The organism is Pseudomonas sp. FW306-02-D09B, assembly GCF_058782685.1.
In genome coordinates, this window is record NZ_JBYSXY010000008.1 from 39,093 (window position 1) to 53,483 (window position 14,391).

Below are 14,391 nucleotides of genomic sequence, written 5' to 3' on the forward strand. Positions count from 1 at the left end.
GACTTATCCCGTGGCTACGTATTAGCGACGATAGTAGCGCTGATCGTCATCGTAGCGGTGCTCATGATGGCGCTCCCAATCACGACGACGTTCGGCTTCCCGGCGCTCCTGTTCTCTACGCCACTCGTTTCTACGCCATTCGTCTCGGCGCCAATCTTCTCTACGATCGTGCCAACGGCCGTCACGCCAGTATCGGTCGTCATGGGCAAGCAACGGCCCTGGCTGCTTGCCGGCCATACTGGCCAAGCTCGGCCAAGGGTTTTCGGCAGCCTGGACCGGAGCCTGAACGGCTGCGACTTCAGTTGCGAAAACAGGGTTTGAGGTCTTCATCTGTGATGCTGATGCCGAGCCCACTGCCGCAAACGCGAACAGGCTGAGAAGCACCATCCGTGGGACATAAGATTTCATGGGCGAAGACAACCTCTGATTGACAATTGGACATGTCGCCATTTGGCTGCGGGAAACCTTCGGGTCGCGCTTACCGAGCTTAATGTGCGTATTCACATAGACCGGTAAATAGGGAAAAGTTCTAGCAAGCCACTGCATAAATAGCTGACGGCCCCCTCAAACAATAGAGGGATGCGACCCACTTCCTGATCCGAAGGCTTACTGGAGCAGGCGCAGAAATGAGCTTCAACGTGCCAGCGTTTTTACACACTCAGATCCAGAAGCAGCCCCTCTACAAACGTTAACCTCGCCCTCCTTCCGTACCGATTCCGGAGCAGGGATAATGCGCCCTCCCAGTTAATCGGGCGACTTGATCGCCCTGCACAAGCAGCCGTCTGTATTCGGCTAGCACACTCCAGGGAGGAGCTTTTACATGTCATACCGACTTGTCATTTTCGACTTTGATGGCACGCTCGCTGATTCATTTCCGTTCTTTGTTACGGTGTTCAACCAGGTCGCTGACAAGCACGCATTCCGTCGGATTCACTCGCAAGAGTTGGACTCTCTGCGCAAGCAGGGGCCTCGGGAGATCATGGCTCATATCGGAATGCCCCGCTGGAAGTTGCCTCTGGTAGCGCGAACCTTCATGGGCTTGATGAAGAAACATCGAAGCTCGATCCCGCTCTTCGAGAACATCGCCACTACCCTGACCGATCTTGACGAGAAGGGACTGATTCTGGCCGTGGTGTCTTCTAATTCCCGAGAGAATGTCACACAAATTCTGGGCTCCAGTTGTCGACATATCCAGGCCTTCGAGTGCGGTGCCTCGATTTTCGGCAAGGCGTCTCGCTTGCGTCGTGTCATGCGCAAATTCGGCGTGGCACCAGAGGACGTGATCTACATCGGCGACCAACCTACGGATGGTGAAGCCGCAGCGACTGCCGGTATCGCTTTTGGCGCGGTTGCCTGGGGATATGGGACACATGATGCATTCGACACACTTCAATCCCATGAGTGGTTCGCCGATGTCAGCGAATTACGGCGACTGGCACTCAGAAACTCAACCGCGCACCAGGTAAGCCCCTAACGGCACCCGATGTCGCAGCTTCTTGCAGCTGCCGGGTGCGGGTTGATGCCCTGGCGGGCGATCAGGAAACCAGATTCGGCACTTACCCGGAGGCGGCAAATGGCCGCGGGGAATCTCGACCTCGTCGTACTCGTACTCGGGCTCTGGCTCTGTCTCGACGGAAGTCATTTGCAATTGTCCTTCGGGCCGAGGTCTGCCAGCCGTCGGTGAATCCGATACCCCATCTGCCTTTGTGTAAGCGAAGTTGCCAGCGTCGCGCCCAGCATCCAGAGTGGATTGTTCAGCAACGGCCATTTCTGCTTCGCGGCGCCGTTGGGTCTCCTCTTCCAGCCCCTTCTGTACGGCGACCTGATCCGCTTTGGCGTTGGGTGGGGTATTCGAGGCTTGGGCTTGCTGCGCCGCCTGGATCAATTGGAAGTTGCGGTTGCGTAATGCGATGTTGCCACCAACCCGCATATTCGAGCGCACCGCCAACGTTTCAGCCTGTTGGTACTGACCCTGCTGAAGACGCAATACACCGAGGTAATGCAGGGTCGCGGGGTTGTTCGGCTGGATATGCAGGGCACGCTCCAGCGTCGCGGCGGCTTGGTCCAACTGGCCATCGCCATACTGCCGCGAGGCCGTTTCGATCAGGGTGGTTGATGCGCTGTTACTTTGCGAGGGCGCTCTTCGCTCGGCAGCCACCGAACAAAGCGATGCGACGGCGCAGAACACCAGGATAAGACCCGGCAGAAAACTCTTGGTTGGCATCAGGGGGCGGACTCGACTGATCTTGGACGGCACTGCCGTAAAACAGCTCCCAACTGACCTGGCGAGTACCCTGAAGTTCCCGCTGCATAGGCTCCAGCTTGCGGATAATCTTCAGTGAGTCCCTTCCCGCACCGACCGTCTGACTTCAGCCTGTATGGCATAAGCCGGCGCCTCCACAGCATTGAAGTCTTGTGTATAGCGCTGGGCAAATCCTTCTACCCCCCATTCCTGATACTGCTGCACATGCTTCAGTTCGTGAGCCCAGAGCGCGACGTCCTGTTCTGCGGTTTGAGCGTCCCGGAAGAGGATGATGTCGATCAGCGTCACGGCACCAACATCGGGGTTTTGCAGCATGGCAGTGGCGGTGCTGAGCTGACCGTTGTCGCTAACGGTGTAGCGCGCGGCATCGAGGACGCTGGGGTCGTACCAGCGCAGCAGCTGCTCCCGGATGTGCGGCGGAATGGGTTGGATATTGGCGTTGGCCGCTTCAGCACGGGCTTGGGTCAGCCACAACGCCAGGGCAGGTGCCGCGATCTGGTCGATGCCATCAGGCATCTGCCCCAGATCCGGCAGGCAGATGCAGCCGTCCAGGCACACTTGTTTCTCGCCAGCTGGGCAGGTGTTGGCCTGGGCTGGCACTGCAAGAGTCAGGCAAAAAACAAACAGCGCCACCAGGCACGTGGTGATAGGCGGCATTGGGTCCTCCAGGGACAGACGCAGCGCGCACAGTCGATCACCATTGATCGACGACCTGCATAACTTTAGCGTATCCCTATCGGTCTCTTTTCGATGACTGCTGTGGGCCAGGCTGTGTGAAAACGCAGGCGTCCTATCAGAGTTTTGCTGCTTATAAAAAACACGCAGCGGAAATGTGAAGTCGGCGTTGACTATAAACTCCGTGACATAAGGTATTGCTCTTTCCCCCAAGCCTCAAAGCGCTCCAACACTTCCCAGCCAAGCGTGGTGTAATAATTGCTCTGGTTGTGGGTGTGCAAGTACAAGGTCGTGAATCCAGTGTCTCTTGCATGGTCACAGATGCCTTCGATTAACTGCCCTGCGAGCCCTCTCCTTCGAGCGTCAGGTGTGATGAACACACACGCAAGCCACGGGCCTAGATCCGGCCGGTCAGAAAGGTCGTTACTGGCAAGTGTAGCGCCGCCCAGCAACTGGTCTCGTTCCGTTGCGATCAGGCACTTCCAATGGCCATCACGCTGTCCATCGGAGAACTCTTGTTGCCAACTTGAAAGAGATTGCTGCGTAAATTCATAACTGAATTCCCGATAAAGCCATTCGGCCATAACGTCGCTCTTGTCCATTTGTGTATCGAGCCAATCCACTCGCAGCATCTGAATAACGTCCATTCACAGTCTCTCCAGTTTTTCAATTCACACTGCGCGCTGCATCCCAGATGTCTCGTGCACCCAGGCCGGCATGCCACTGCCGTTGCATATCCCGCAGCGTACAGTTGTTGAGCTGTCGGCCAATAGCGCCACGCTGTCTATGCAGATATTGGCAAGCGGGCAAGTTACTTCCGGAACGAGCAAGGGGGCAACGACTCGGAGCGGTTTCACGAAAGCCAGCACGGCGGCTGGTAACGTCAATGCGGTGATGACCGATATCAGGATGATGCGTTTGAGCTTCATCACTGTTCAGCGCGTTGGCATGAGTTGATAGTTGAACAGATAGAAATGCTGCCCATCACGGATATCTATTTCCATCGTGCCGCTGAGTCCCTCCAACTCACCGGTACCCGAGTCAGGTACGACCTGAATGGTCAGTGTTCGCTGGCCTCTGTTCATCGTTCCAAAATGCATCAACACAAAGCTGCCCGCCCTTCCCGCCAGATTACCTTCAACCCGCTCCATTGCCACATAGCCGGCAGATCCCGGGACTGTCGAGAGGGAGGCAAGCATCTCTCCCAGACTACTGGCCACCAAGTCTCCCTGAAACGTTTTGTGTATGGCCTTTCTGCTCAGTTGAGCGGCCTCGGTACCGGCCGCAACGGAGTGGACGGGTAATTGGACATCGAATGTTCCCTTGGCTTGCATGCTGTCATCTCCATTAAAAATCCAGGTAATGCCGTACGGTCTATACCTGACGCAGTTGTTGTCGACGCTAATCCCTCGACTGTTTACAGTCCGCCTATGCCGAGATCAGCGGCTTATTTGACCGGTCCACACAGTCGGACCTGTCCCTGATTTGTATTGGAGCAGATGGCGACCGAAGATGATTGGAAAAACACGACCAGCCTCTACTGTTATCCTGCAGCCCGCACGAGGCGTCCTTAATCAGCGATTGACGAGCCCTCAGTTCACTCACATTCGCGAGGCACCCTCAGTCCAGCTGGCACCCTGGGTTGAGCATTATTGGCATGTCAGCTGGAATCTCAGCGATCAGCCTGCACAGCAACAGGAAACCCTGCCTCACCCCAATGTGCATCTCGTTGTGGAAAGGGGTCAGGTCCATGTGTGGGGACCCCGTCGCTCCCGCTTCAGCAAGACGCTGTCTGGCAACAGCTGGGCGTTTGGAATCAAGTTTCGTCCCGCTGCATTCCAGCCATTTCTCGGCGGACCTGTCAGCCGGTTGGCCAACCGATCGCTCCCGGCCTCTGAAGTTTTTGGGGCGGCGGTCGACAGGTTGGCCGAGCAAATCGAATGTCCGGGAATGGCGAGCCTGTGCGAGCAATCAGAAGCGTTGCTGAGTCCCTGCTTGCCGCAACCCGATGAGCGTGTACAACTGCTCAATGACCTCATCACCCAAATCGCGTCGGACAACAGACTGACAACGGTGGCACAACTCAGTGAGTTGTCCAGGGTTAGCGAGCGGCAGTTACAACGCCTCTTTGCCCACTACGTTGGCGTAAGTCCGAAGTGGGTGATTGCCCGATACCGGCTACATGAAGCACTGACCCTGCTGCAGAGCGGCGAAGCCAGGCCGGGGACGGATCTCGCGCTCAAGCTGGGTTATTTTGATCAGGCACACTTCATCAGGGACTTCACCCGGATGGTCGGTCTGGCACCCGCAAAATATGTCCAGACATATACGGCTTTGTTGTGGAACGCTGATGCGGGGTGAGTCTCCCCTCCCCCCAGGCGGACTTATCTCACTCGCACCGTCATCGGTACTCCAAGTGCTGAACTGATCACGATGAACCGATTGCTTCGTCCAGTGCCGCCCCACACAAAGGGGCCCGCCAAAGCATAGACGGTTGAATCCACACCCAAAAGTTGACTTTCAGGTCCGCGCATCAAAATCGAAGTTCTACCGAAAACCATGCTTTGAATGAGCCGCCCCTCTACCCCGCTTCCGCTTCATTGACCGGCAACGAAGCAAACATTTCAGCGCGGCACACCTCAAGGATCTCATCCGCCAGCGCGGAATCATCCGGGCAGGCACGCGACAAAATAATCGCACCGACAGCACGAGACAGCAGGTCGATCATTTTCTTTCTGTCCTCACCCGGAGCGGCATCCGGCCTGGTCGGATATTTGTCCCCCAGTGTTTGCAGGATGTGCTCGATCCCTTCGGCAAACGTCGCTTTCACATCGTCCGATTGACGCGCCGCATCGCCACACAACGCGGCCATGGTGCAACCGCTGCCACGTCCGTCCCGATGCTCCCTCGTCACATAGACGTCGATGAAGCCCGGAACATCGAGCGCTTCCGCGCCCACCAGCGATTTGGAAAGACTGCAGGCAGAGGCTTCGGCCATCAGGTCGGCCTTCGAACCGAAATGCTTGTAGAAACCTCCGTGGGTGAAACCGGCAGCCGCCATGAGATCCGATACACCGACGCCGTCGAAGCCGCGCTCACGGAACAGCTCAGAGGCCGTTTCAACGATGTGCTCCCGATTGGCCTGCGCCTGGGCCTTGGTCACTCTCACGTGCAATACCTCATGTCCACTGGGAAATCATGCGCCCAATGATACATAGATGTTGGTCATAATCAAAATCGTTGACAGTTTAGATTTCGATCATCATCCTAATTGCACGCACAACGATCTTCATCAACGGGCACGGAAGAAATACCAAATGACCGACCAGAATCTGTTTACCCCTTACACGCTTGGCGCCCTCACGCTGTCGAACCGTGTCGTCCTCGCGCCACTGACACGCAACCGCGCAGGCGAAGGCTTTGTGCCAAGCGAGTTCGCGGCCACCTATTACAGCCAACGCGCAAGCGCAGGCTTGCTGATCAGCGAAGCCACGCAGATTTCCCAACAGGGTCAGGGCTATCAGGACACCCCCGGGATCTACACGCAGGCGCAGATAGATGGCTGGCGCAAAGTGACCGATGCCGTCCACGCCAAGGGCGGAAAAATCTTCCTGCAACTGTGGCATGTCGGCCGTGTGTCGCACGTTGATCTGCAAGAAAACGGCGCCGAACCCGTGGCCCCTTCTGCGCTGCGAGCCGCCACAAAAGTATTCGTCAACAACCGCTTTGAAGACGTCTCCGAGCCGCGCGCACTGGACATCAGCGAACTACCGGGGATCGTCTCCGATTTCCGCCGGGCCGCGGCAAACGCTGTCGCCGCCGGGTTCGATGGCGTGGAGATTCACGGCGCGAACGGCTATTTGCTGGATCAATTCCTCAAGGACAGCGCCAACGTGCGCACCGATGTTTACGGCGGCTCGATTGAAAATCGTGCGCGTCTGTTGCTCGAAGTGACGGCAGCCGTCGTCAATGAAATCGGCGTGGATCGCACCGGTGTGCGCTTGTCGCCGGTGTCGCCGGCCAATGGCGTTTCCAGCAGCGATCCGCAGGCGCAATTCGATTACGTCGTTGATCAACTCGACGCCCTCGGCGTCGTTTATCTGCACGTGGTCGAAGGCGCGACCGGTGGCCCGCGTGACGTGGCGCCATTCGATTTCGGCGCCCTGCGCCAGCGCTTCAAAAACACCTACATCGCCAACAACGGCTATGACCTGGACCTGGCGACTTCGCGGCTCGCCGAAGACCAGGCCGATCTGATCGCGTTCGGTCGCCCGTTCATTGGCAACCCGGATCTGGTGGAACGCCTCAAGCGCGGCGCGCCGTTGTCCGCTTTCAATCCCGCCACCCTCTATGGCGGCGGCTCGGCAGGCTACATCGACTACCCGACGTTGGCTGAATCGAGCGCCACCGCGAGCTGAGCAATCAATGACCGCGTTTTCTGTTTTCACACACACTGAAAGAGAGATGACCCCATGAGCACTCGCCCTACTGTTCTCATCACTGGCGCTTCCACCGGCATTGGCGCCGTCTACGCCGAACGCTTCGCTCAACGCGGTCACGACCTGGTAATAGTCGCCCGCGACCAGGCACGCCTGGACGCACTTGCAGCCCGATTGCGCAGCGAACACGGCGTCGCCGTCGATGTGATTCCGGCGGATCTGACCCAGCTCAGCGAGCTGACAACCGTTGAGTCCCGCCTGCGCGACGACGCCCGTATCGGCATCCTCGTCAATAACGCCGGCGCCGCGCTGTCCGGCAACTTCATCGACCAAAGCACCGACAGCGTTGCGCAACTGGTCGCCCTCAACACCACAGCGCTGGTGCGGCTCGCCAGCGCCATCGCCCCACGCCTGGCCAAAGCAGGCGACGGTGCGATCATCAACATCGGTTCGGTGGTGGGTCTTGCGCCGGAGTTCGGCATGTCGGTCTACGGTGCGACCAAGGCCTTTGTGCTATTCCTTTCCCAAGGCCTGAGCCTGGAACTTTCGCCTCAGGGCGTCTACGTGCAGGCCGTGCTGCCGGCGGCCACCCGCACGGAAATCTGGGATCGCTCCGGCGTCGACATCAACACCTTGAACGAAATCATGGAAGTGGACGATCTGGTGGATGCCGCACTGGTCGGCTTCGATCGTCGCGAACCGGTGACGATCCCGCCGCTGCAAGAAGCTGAACGCTGGGATGACCTGCAAATCGCACGTCAGGGTCTGCTGGGGCAAATCCGCCAGTCTGCGGTTGCCCAGCGCTACCACACTCAACAGTGATCTTCTGGTAGCGAGCATTCGCGCCGGATTCGATGCAGGCGTGCCAGACGCTGCATCGAATCCGGCCCGCTGTTCGGAGTAGAAATGAATCCAACGAAGACAAATACCCCCGCTGGCTCGCAGACGTCGTTCATCAACGCGGCGAACCAGTCGATCACGGTCAACGGCATTCCCTTCGCCTATCGCGATATCGGCCCCACGACCGACGTGCCCCTCGTACTGTTCAACCATTGGGGCGCGGTGCTGGACAACTTCGACCCCGGGATCATCGATGGCCTGGCACAAACACGGCGCATCATTGCCACCGACTATCGCGGCATCGGCGGCTCTGGTGGAACCGCGCCACTGACGGTCGGCGAAATGGCTGACGATGCCATCCAGCTGATACGTGCGCTGGGGTTCGAGACCGTCGACGTGCTGGGTTTTTCACTCGGCGGCTTCGTCGCCCAGGACATCGCCCTGAAGGCACCCGAATTGGTGCGCCGATTGATTCTCGCCGGCACCGGGCCGGCCGGCGGCACCGGTATCGACAAGGTCGGTTCGGTGACGTGGCCATTGATGATCAAGGGCTTGCTGACCTTGCGGGATCCCAAGTTCTACCTGTTCTTCACGTCGACGACCAATGGCCGTCGAGCCGCATCGCAGTATTTGCAACGCTTGAAAGAACGTAAAAAAAATCGCGACAAAGGCCCGACGCCCAGCGCTTTCCTGCGGCAGTTGAAAGCCATCACCGCGTGGGGCAAACAGGCGCCCCAAAACCTCGGCCGCTTGTGGATGCCGACGCTGATCGTCAACGGCGACAACGACATCATGGTGCCCAGCGTTAACTCGATTGAGCTTGCCAACCGCATTCCCAACGCACAACTGGTCATTTATGAAGATGCCGGGCACGGCGGTATTTTCCAGCACTACGCTGACTTTGTGACCAAGGCACTGGCGTTCCTTGATGCCTGATAACGCGGCGCAACAACGCCGCAAACGCTCCGCCCACCCTCATTCCAACCGACAAGAGCCGCACAACGATGAAGGCATTTTTAATTGATCGCTATGGCAAGAACACCGGGCGCATTGGCGAAGTGCCCGCCCCCGCGGTGGACGCCCACGACGTCTTGATTGAGGTACACGCCAGCAGCGTCAACCAGCTGGATTCGAAGATCAGCAAAGGCGAATTCAAACTGATCCTGCCCTATTCATTTCCGCTGGTACTGGGCAATGACCTGGCGGGCGTCGTGGTTGAAGTTGGCTCGCACGTGAAACGCTTCAAACCGGGAGATGAAGTCTACGCTCGCCCGCCCGAAGCGCGGATCGGGACGTTCGCTCAATTGATCGCCGTGAACGAAAACGCGATCGCCCTGAAACCTGCCAATACCAACATGGCACAAGCCGCTTCCATCCCCTTGGTCGCACTGACCGCCTGGCAAGTACTGGTCGAAACCGCCCAACTGAAAAAGGGCCAGAAAGTGCTGATCCACGCCGGCTCCGGCGGTGTCGGAACCCTCGCCATCCAACTTGCCAAACACCTCGGCGCCTTTGTCGCGACCACCACCAGCACCGCGAATGTCGAATGGGTGAAGGCGCTGGGGGCCGACCTGGTGATCGACTACACACAGCAGAACTTCGACAGTGTCTTGCACGACTACGACGTGGTGTTGAACAGCCTCGGCGCAGACGTACTGGAGAAGTCACTCAAGGTCCTCAAGCCCGGTGGCCAGCTCATTTCCATCTCAGGGCCACCCACTGCGCAGTTCGCGCAGGAGCAAGGGTTGTCCTGGCCATTGCAGCAAGTCATGCGCCTGCTGAGCCTCGGTATTCGGCGCAAGGCACGCAAGCAGGACGTCAGCTACGCGTTCGTATTCATGCGCGCAAATGGCGCCCAACTGCAACAAATCACCGCGCTCATTGAGGCCGGAATCATCAAACCTGTAGTTGACCGCTCCTTCCCCTTTGAATCTACGGCAGAGGCATTGAAGTACGTCGAGCAGGGACGAGCCAAGGGCAAGGTCGTTGTTACGATCAAATGACTACGCCACCTATCGATGAGTCGACCGCAGAGGCTGCGCAACGTTTGCCACTTCAGCAGTCATCATCCGGGGTGACTTCGCCAGAGTTGCAGAAACAGGAAGAGCTGCAACCGGACGTTGAAGTGAAACAGGTGTAAACCTATTTCAGGACTAGACAGACAAAACTCGGTTATCCATAAATAAATCCGCCCCCTTCTCTCATCATAGCCATACCGAAATCAATTTATTTGACATTGACCACCATGGTCATGGCAAGCATATCGCCGAGACGTCGCCTAAACCCGAAAAACACAAAGACTGCGTCTAAAATACTAAATATCACTTTCGGAACGTTTCGTAAAAGCGACTGAAAAATCGTGCACTTCGTATTCACAGGAAATCCTACTACGGACATCTTCAACAACCGTTTACCCACACTCTGGCCGTTCGGTAGAGCATCACAAAACAGAAAATAGCTGATCGCGAGAACCAGCAGAATATTATTTATCACGCTGTAAAAAAGCGCGACGCTGTAGGAGCTACTCGCCATGAGTTTATAACCAATCAACCCTTTCAAAAACATCAGAACAAACACAATAGACAGATCAATAAAATATCCGGTCAGGCGTTTGCCCGGACTGGCCAAATCATATAATGACTTCAATGCTTTGGATTCAGCATTACGCATCAAGCTCTCCACCATCTAAAAAAAACACAAAAAAAACGGACCAAAAAGCGGACAGATTTATTTTCAACGACTAAATCGTTTATCAATAAATAAATCCTTCCCCTTTTAATGTCTAGATCTTGAGGAATACCAGTTCGTGCCGCTAAGTCTTCGCGCAAACCATCCCGAGCAAGTGGTGATACTGCCGGAATATCATCTACAGCCCCGATCACACGACCTTTTTGCAGCAACTATCCATTAGAAGAGGATTGTTTCATCCAGTCCTCTCTAAGACCAACCAAAATATTCATAACATTAGAGTAAGTCAAGAACGGTAGAGAAAGCGACAAATGAGATGAGCCATATTCTATATCTAAAGGAACATAAAAATCCAAATCCCCTGAGCGCCCAGCGTTCAAAAACAACTCTACCTTCAGGTGGCTGTTAATGCTAGAAATGTCAGCAAACAATATTTTATCCACGATTTCATTTTTCCCAAAGGAAAAACCATCCACATATACATCTAGCCTGCCATCTTCTAGATTAGTAGAAAGTAATACCTCCCCCTCTTCAGCACCCTCATGAAAGCGCCCTCGACCTGAGGTCTCTATAGCTTTCATCCTTTTTTCAAGAGATCGACGAATCTTCACTGCCCAATCCCCTTTTCGTGCATCCTTGAATCGCAGTTTGCCAAGGACCAGGCAAGCCCATCCCACATCTGAACCATCCCCCCCCCCCCCCAAAAAAAAAATGGATGAGACCCAAACCGACACCGACTGCCGAACTGATCCTCCTTTCAAACTGAGGGGGGTGATCGAGTGTGTGAAGGGGAAGAACGATATCAATTCAGCCAAGTCTGATACCCGCGAGGAGCTTCGCAAGAACCTACCTGCTGCTCTGAAGGGCGGGGGGGTATGTGCATCCGTGGCGTCCTTGAATCACTAATCACTGGTCAACTACGTCACCGTCCACGCTCATACGCGTGTTCAACTGGCGTCGCGTATTGCCAAAACAGCAACACGGCGGCCAGGTGGATCAAGACAAGGGCGTGACGGATTTACATGCGTTCTCCATAGATATTCCATTCCACTTTCAATCATCAATTCTGCCAGCACTGTGCGTATCGTTCGCACACTCCATAACGCTTGTCCAATTCGGCCATGCGCGCCCAGTTATTCGCCATCACCTCCTTTTGCAGCTGTTCATTGAGCCGGTGGTAGTACTGCAACATGGCACCGTTAGTGGCCAGCGCCTGGGTGACGTCAGTTGCTTGAGTATCAGGCACCAGCGCCTTGATGGAGGGCGTATCCAATCGGGAGAGGCGCGTGCGGTACTCAACTTTGTACTGATCAAACGCGTTGGCCTTTATCCCTTGCGTTTGAACCAGGTAAGTCGAGACGTTCTGTCGATATTGGACCCAATAGGCATCCGGCAGATCAAGGTTCATCTGCTGTTTGCGCTTGTTGACCACCAGATCGACGGCCTCGACCTGGGCGCTCTCGCTTAGAGAAGTGGCCCCGGGTTTCATCTCCGTGATGATACTCTGCGAGACAATCTGCTCAATCAATCCGTCACGTTCCGGGGTGGCCGGCAGGCCTTTTGCGGGCACAGGGAACAGGGCGTTAGCGCCCATGCAGCTTGGTATTCCTTTATTCACCAGCGGGACTGGTGAGCGCGCCACTTGGCCCTGCACCTGGTGCAGACGTTTAAGCATTGTCATGCACTGACTGCCGGCGCGATTGAACGTCAACTCGTATTCAGCGCCACTTTGCGGCGTGAAGGTGAAGGCCATGCCACACACCGAGCCTGTCCCTTGGGTATTCAAATGCAGCAGCAGCTCTTTATTCGGGGACAGCCGGATTTCCAGATAAGGCGTTTTATCAGAGACCGGTGGCATCGACATGTCCACTCGCCTGCGAGTATTGGCGAGGAACAAGTTATTGAGGATGCCCGTGGTTTGCCCACCGCAGTGCTGCTCATCGAGCACGCTCAAAGTGGCACTACTCATGTCGCTGATAAAACGTAGCTTGGCGGCGTCTAGCTCGGTTGCGTCCGGGTAACTGCCCGATACACTGCAGCCGCTCAAGATCAATGCGAAAGCCACGGCACCCAATACACGACCCGTAAAAAAACTACTCATAGAGGGGTGTCATCCTTAACGCTTGAGTTGAGAAGTACTGCATCATAATAGGAAAGCCACATTTTGTTTCGATGGACCGAGGATTGAATGCACAAGATAAGTCAGCTGTTTGTGATTGGAGTCACAGCCTTAGTGAGTGCCTGCTCGGCATTGCCGCCCGAAATGGCCCTGGACTCAAAAGTCTATTCCGCAGAAAACGCAGGCCTCGTCCTGGGTGCACTGATCGAGGGCGGCCCCTATGGCACCTGGATCAGCTTTCGCGACGTGAATACCGGCAAAACCTACGGCTGGGCCCCTAAGGATTATTACTCGGCATGGCTGCCCGCAGGCACCTATGAGGTGAGTGACCTTGGCTCGCGTCGCGGCCTCATGGGGCCCTACTCAAAACCCCTGCGCTTTACCGTGACGAATGGCCAACTCAATTACTTGGGCGAGATGACGTACGGCTGCCCACTCGCTGCGCACCCAGCAGCCATCTATGGCGTCAAGAACTGCGGCATTCTTGCACTAGCAACCTGTACGGTCGACCACCCCAGCATTGCCGTGTGTGTGGCGGACAGGCAGGAACAGTCGGTTCGAACCTTCGTGAAACAGCACCCACAATACTCCGAGCTTCCGGTCAGGCCGGCAGTGATGTCGACGCATTAAGGAGGCGAATTGTAGTGGTCTAATGAAACCGGACACCCATTTAGGCGAGAATGCTCGCCAAATAGCAAAAAGGGGACGCCCATTTTCGGTTCAGTGCCGACCCACACGAAGGGGCCCGCCGAAGCATAGGTTGCCCAAACCAGCAGGACCAACGCAATGATGCTGGTAATCACGGCCGGGGAAACTCTTCCTGCCTCCGCTGCGCGGGCGAAACGTTCGCCCCGTCCGGGCAATACGTCTTGTTGATCCAGCGCTTAGGGCGTTGGTGTATCACACCATATTGTCTGCATGGACAAAGCACAGTTTGTTACCCTCGGGATCGCGGCAATACGCGCCAAAGTAGTCTTCCGAATACTGTGGCCGTAAGCCCGGCGCTCCTTCGTCCTTGCCGCCCATCGCCATCGCGGCTTCCCAGGCAGCTTGCACCTGTTTTTGTGAGTGGGCTGCAAAGCTGACTTGTGTGCCGTTCCCCCACGTAGCCGGTAATCCGTTAAAGGGCAACTGAACGAAAAATTGTGGCCATTTTCTTCCTGGGAGCCGCCAGCCTGCTCCAGCAGGGCCATCGTCATCTTCATCAGGCATACGCACCAACCCCAAGGTCGTGAGAACCGCATCGTAGAAAGTGATCATGGTAGCGAGGTCACGAGCGCCAATCTGAATGTGACTGAACATGTCTTCTCCAAAAAAATATATTCGAAATGTCTAGTCCTGAAACAGGTGTAAACATTTTTCAGGAC

Annotated in this window: 19 protein-coding genes; 8 read left to right on the plus strand and 11 right to left on the minus strand. The window is 56.1% G+C overall.

The annotated features are described in order from the left end of the window. Nucleotides 1-21: 21 nt before the first annotated feature. Complete coding sequence (locus AC3WK5_RS15060; protein ID WP_103317373.1) at nt 22-408, minus strand: hypothetical protein; 387 nt, start codon at nt 406-408, stop codon at nt 22-24. Nucleotides 409-820: 412 nt separating this feature from the next. Between AC3WK5_RS15060 and AC3WK5_RS15065 the strand changes: the two genes are divergently transcribed. Further along, nucleotides 821-1,474, plus strand: a complete 654-nt coding sequence (locus AC3WK5_RS15065) for an HAD hydrolase-like protein (RefSeq protein ID WP_103317375.1) — start codon at nt 821-823, stop codon at nt 1,472-1,474. Here AC3WK5_RS15065 and AC3WK5_RS15070 read toward each other — a convergent pair. From AC3WK5_RS15070 to AC3WK5_RS15090, 5 genes are all read right to left on the minus strand, one after another. Beyond that, nucleotides 1,448-2,224 (minus strand): tetratricopeptide repeat protein, encoded by a 777-nt coding sequence (locus AC3WK5_RS15070; RefSeq protein WP_103317377.1) that lies wholly within the window; start codon nt 2,222-2,224, stop codon nt 1,448-1,450. The genes AC3WK5_RS15065 and AC3WK5_RS15070 overlap by 27 nt on opposite strands. A 111-nt stretch (nt 2,225-2,335) precedes the next feature. Beyond that, nucleotides 2,336-2,920, minus strand: a complete 585-nt coding sequence (locus AC3WK5_RS15075; RefSeq protein ID WP_103317380.1) for an eCIS core domain-containing protein — start codon at nt 2,918-2,920, stop codon at nt 2,336-2,338. 191 nt (nt 2,921-3,111) lie between these two features. Continuing rightward, nucleotides 3,112-3,570: a GNAT family N-acetyltransferase gene (locus AC3WK5_RS15080; protein ID WP_103317418.1), complete on the minus strand. Its 459-nt coding sequence runs from the start codon at nt 3,568-3,570 to the stop codon at nt 3,112-3,114. A gap of 39 nt (nt 3,571-3,609) precedes the next feature. Next, complete coding sequence (locus AC3WK5_RS15085) at nt 3,610-3,867, minus strand: hypothetical protein (protein ID WP_103317383.1); 258 nt, start codon at nt 3,865-3,867, stop codon at nt 3,610-3,612. A gap of 6 nt (nt 3,868-3,873) precedes the next feature. After that, a complete protein-coding gene (locus tag AC3WK5_RS15090; protein ID WP_103317385.1) occupies nt 3,874-4,272 on the minus strand; it encodes a DUF3224 domain-containing protein in 399 nt (132 codons plus the stop codon). A 178-nt stretch (nt 4,273-4,450) separates the two neighbouring features. On the opposite strand from AC3WK5_RS15090, the gene AC3WK5_RS15095 reads away from it, so the two are divergent. Then, nucleotides 4,451-5,299, plus strand: a complete 849-nt coding sequence (locus AC3WK5_RS15095; protein WP_103317387.1) for an AraC family transcriptional regulator — start codon at nt 4,451-4,453, stop codon at nt 5,297-5,299. A gap of 220 nt (nt 5,300-5,519) precedes the next feature. Here the strand turns inward: AC3WK5_RS15095 and AC3WK5_RS15100 are convergent, their stop codons facing one another. Continuing rightward, nucleotides 5,520-6,107: a TetR/AcrR family transcriptional regulator gene (locus AC3WK5_RS15100; protein WP_173859952.1), complete on the minus strand. Its 588-nt coding sequence runs from the start codon at nt 6,105-6,107 to the stop codon at nt 5,520-5,522. A 148-nt stretch (nt 6,108-6,255) separates the two neighbouring features. On the opposite strand from AC3WK5_RS15100, the gene AC3WK5_RS15105 reads away from it, so the two are divergent. The 5 genes from AC3WK5_RS15105 to AC3WK5_RS15125 all read left to right on the plus strand — a co-directional run bounded on the left by AC3WK5_RS15105 (nt 6,256) and on the right by AC3WK5_RS15125 (nt 10,357). Beyond that, nucleotides 6,256-7,356 carry an alkene reductase gene (locus AC3WK5_RS15105; RefSeq protein ID WP_103317420.1) on the plus strand — a complete coding sequence of 367 codons (1,101 nt, stop codon included), beginning with the start codon at nt 6,256-6,258 and terminating at the stop codon, nt 7,354-7,356. A gap of 54 nt (nt 7,357-7,410) precedes the next feature. Then, on the plus strand, nt 7,411-8,199 hold the full coding sequence (locus tag AC3WK5_RS15110) for an SDR family NAD(P)-dependent oxidoreductase (protein ID WP_103317390.1): 789 nt from the start codon (nt 7,411-7,413) through the stop codon (nt 8,197-8,199). Nucleotides 8,200-8,283: 84 nt separating this feature from the next. Then, a complete protein-coding gene (locus AC3WK5_RS15115; protein ID WP_103317393.1) occupies nt 8,284-9,153 on the plus strand; it encodes an alpha/beta fold hydrolase in 870 nt (289 codons plus the stop codon). 68 nt (nt 9,154-9,221) lie between these two features. Beyond that, a complete protein-coding gene (locus AC3WK5_RS15120; RefSeq protein WP_103317396.1) occupies nt 9,222-10,220 on the plus strand; it encodes an NADP-dependent oxidoreductase in 999 nt (332 codons plus the stop codon). Continuing rightward, nucleotides 10,217-10,357 carry a hypothetical protein gene (locus AC3WK5_RS15125; RefSeq protein ID WP_177474919.1) on the plus strand — a complete coding sequence of 47 codons (141 nt, stop codon included), beginning with the start codon at nt 10,217-10,219 and terminating at the stop codon, nt 10,355-10,357. Before AC3WK5_RS15120 ends, AC3WK5_RS15125 begins: the two co-directional genes overlap by 4 nt. Nucleotides 10,358-10,443: 86 nt before the next feature. Here the strand turns inward: AC3WK5_RS15125 and AC3WK5_RS15130 are convergent, their stop codons facing one another. From AC3WK5_RS15130 to AC3WK5_RS15140, 3 genes are all read right to left on the minus strand, one after another. Next, a complete protein-coding gene (locus tag AC3WK5_RS15130; protein WP_103317398.1) occupies nt 10,444-10,887 on the minus strand; it encodes an RDD family protein in 444 nt (147 codons plus the stop codon). A 230-nt stretch (nt 10,888-11,117) separates the two neighbouring features. Further along, nucleotides 11,118-11,516, minus strand: a complete 399-nt coding sequence (locus tag AC3WK5_RS15135; protein ID WP_146039821.1) for a hypothetical protein — start codon at nt 11,514-11,516, stop codon at nt 11,118-11,120. Nucleotides 11,517-11,965: 449 nt separating this feature from the next. Next, nucleotides 11,966-13,006 carry a hypothetical protein gene (locus tag AC3WK5_RS15140; protein WP_103315914.1) on the minus strand — a complete coding sequence of 347 codons (1,041 nt, stop codon included), beginning with the start codon at nt 13,004-13,006 and terminating at the stop codon, nt 11,966-11,968. Nucleotides 13,007-13,093: 87 nt separating this feature from the next. Between AC3WK5_RS15140 and AC3WK5_RS15145 the strand changes: the two genes are divergently transcribed. Beyond that, complete coding sequence (locus AC3WK5_RS15145) at nt 13,094-13,654, plus strand: hypothetical protein (RefSeq protein ID WP_103315915.1); 561 nt, start codon at nt 13,094-13,096, stop codon at nt 13,652-13,654. Nucleotides 13,655-13,924: 270 nt separating this feature from the next. Here AC3WK5_RS15145 and AC3WK5_RS15150 read toward each other — a convergent pair whose 3' ends face one another. Next, on the minus strand, nt 13,925-14,326 hold the full coding sequence (locus tag AC3WK5_RS15150) for a VOC family protein (RefSeq protein WP_103315916.1): 402 nt from the start codon (nt 14,324-14,326) through the stop codon (nt 13,925-13,927). Nucleotides 14,327-14,391: the final 65 nt, after the last annotated feature.

What these genes read in the sequence shown, in the direction of transcription:
- AC3WK5_RS15070 (WP_103317377.1), bottom strand. Translation starts at nt 2,224, where the DNA reads ATGCCAACCAAGAGTTTTCTGCCGGGTCTTATCCTGGTGTTCTGCGCC.
- AC3WK5_RS15085 (WP_103317383.1), bottom strand. Translation starts at nt 3,867, where the DNA reads ATGAAGCTCAAACGCATCATCCTGATATCGGTCATCACCGCATTGACG.
- AC3WK5_RS15105 (WP_103317420.1), top strand. Translation starts at nt 6,256, where the DNA reads ATGACCGACCAGAATCTGTTTACCCCTTACACGCTTGGCGCCCTCACG.
- AC3WK5_RS15150 (WP_103315916.1), bottom strand. Translation starts at nt 14,326, where the DNA reads ATGTTCAGTCACATTCAGATTGGCGCTCGTGACCTCGCTACCATGATC.
- AC3WK5_RS15140 (WP_103315914.1), bottom strand. Translation starts at nt 13,006, where the DNA reads ATGAGTAGTTTTTTTACGGGTCGTGTATTGGGTGCCGTGGCTTTCGCA.
- AC3WK5_RS15080 (WP_103317418.1), bottom strand. Translation starts at nt 3,570, where the DNA reads ATGCTGCGAGTGGATTGGCTCGATACACAAATGGACAAGAGCGACGTT.
- AC3WK5_RS15075 (WP_103317380.1), bottom strand. Translation starts at nt 2,920, where the DNA reads ATGCCGCCTATCACCACGTGCCTGGTGGCGCTGTTTGTTTTTTGCCTG.
- AC3WK5_RS15130 (WP_103317398.1), bottom strand. Translation starts at nt 10,887, where the DNA reads ATGCGTAATGCTGAATCCAAAGCATTGAAGTCATTATATGATTTGGCC.
- AC3WK5_RS15110 (WP_103317390.1), top strand. Translation starts at nt 7,411, where the DNA reads ATGAGCACTCGCCCTACTGTTCTCATCACTGGCGCTTCCACCGGCATT.
- AC3WK5_RS15115 (WP_103317393.1), top strand. Translation starts at nt 8,284, where the DNA reads ATGAATCCAACGAAGACAAATACCCCCGCTGGCTCGCAGACGTCGTTC.
- AC3WK5_RS15125 (WP_177474919.1), top strand. Translation starts at nt 10,217, where the DNA reads ATGACTACGCCACCTATCGATGAGTCGACCGCAGAGGCTGCGCAACGT.
- AC3WK5_RS15120 (WP_103317396.1), top strand. Translation starts at nt 9,222, where the DNA reads ATGAAGGCATTTTTAATTGATCGCTATGGCAAGAACACCGGGCGCATT.
- AC3WK5_RS15060 (WP_103317373.1), bottom strand. Translation starts at nt 408, where the DNA reads ATGAAATCTTATGTCCCACGGATGGTGCTTCTCAGCCTGTTCGCGTTT.
- AC3WK5_RS15090 (WP_103317385.1), bottom strand. Translation starts at nt 4,272, where the DNA reads ATGCAAGCCAAGGGAACATTCGATGTCCAATTACCCGTCCACTCCGTT.
- AC3WK5_RS15145 (WP_103315915.1), top strand. Translation starts at nt 13,094, where the DNA reads ATGCACAAGATAAGTCAGCTGTTTGTGATTGGAGTCACAGCCTTAGTG.
- AC3WK5_RS15095 (WP_103317387.1), top strand. Translation starts at nt 4,451, where the DNA reads ATGATTGGAAAAACACGACCAGCCTCTACTGTTATCCTGCAGCCCGCA.
- AC3WK5_RS15065 (WP_103317375.1), top strand. Translation starts at nt 821, where the DNA reads ATGTCATACCGACTTGTCATTTTCGACTTTGATGGCACGCTCGCTGAT.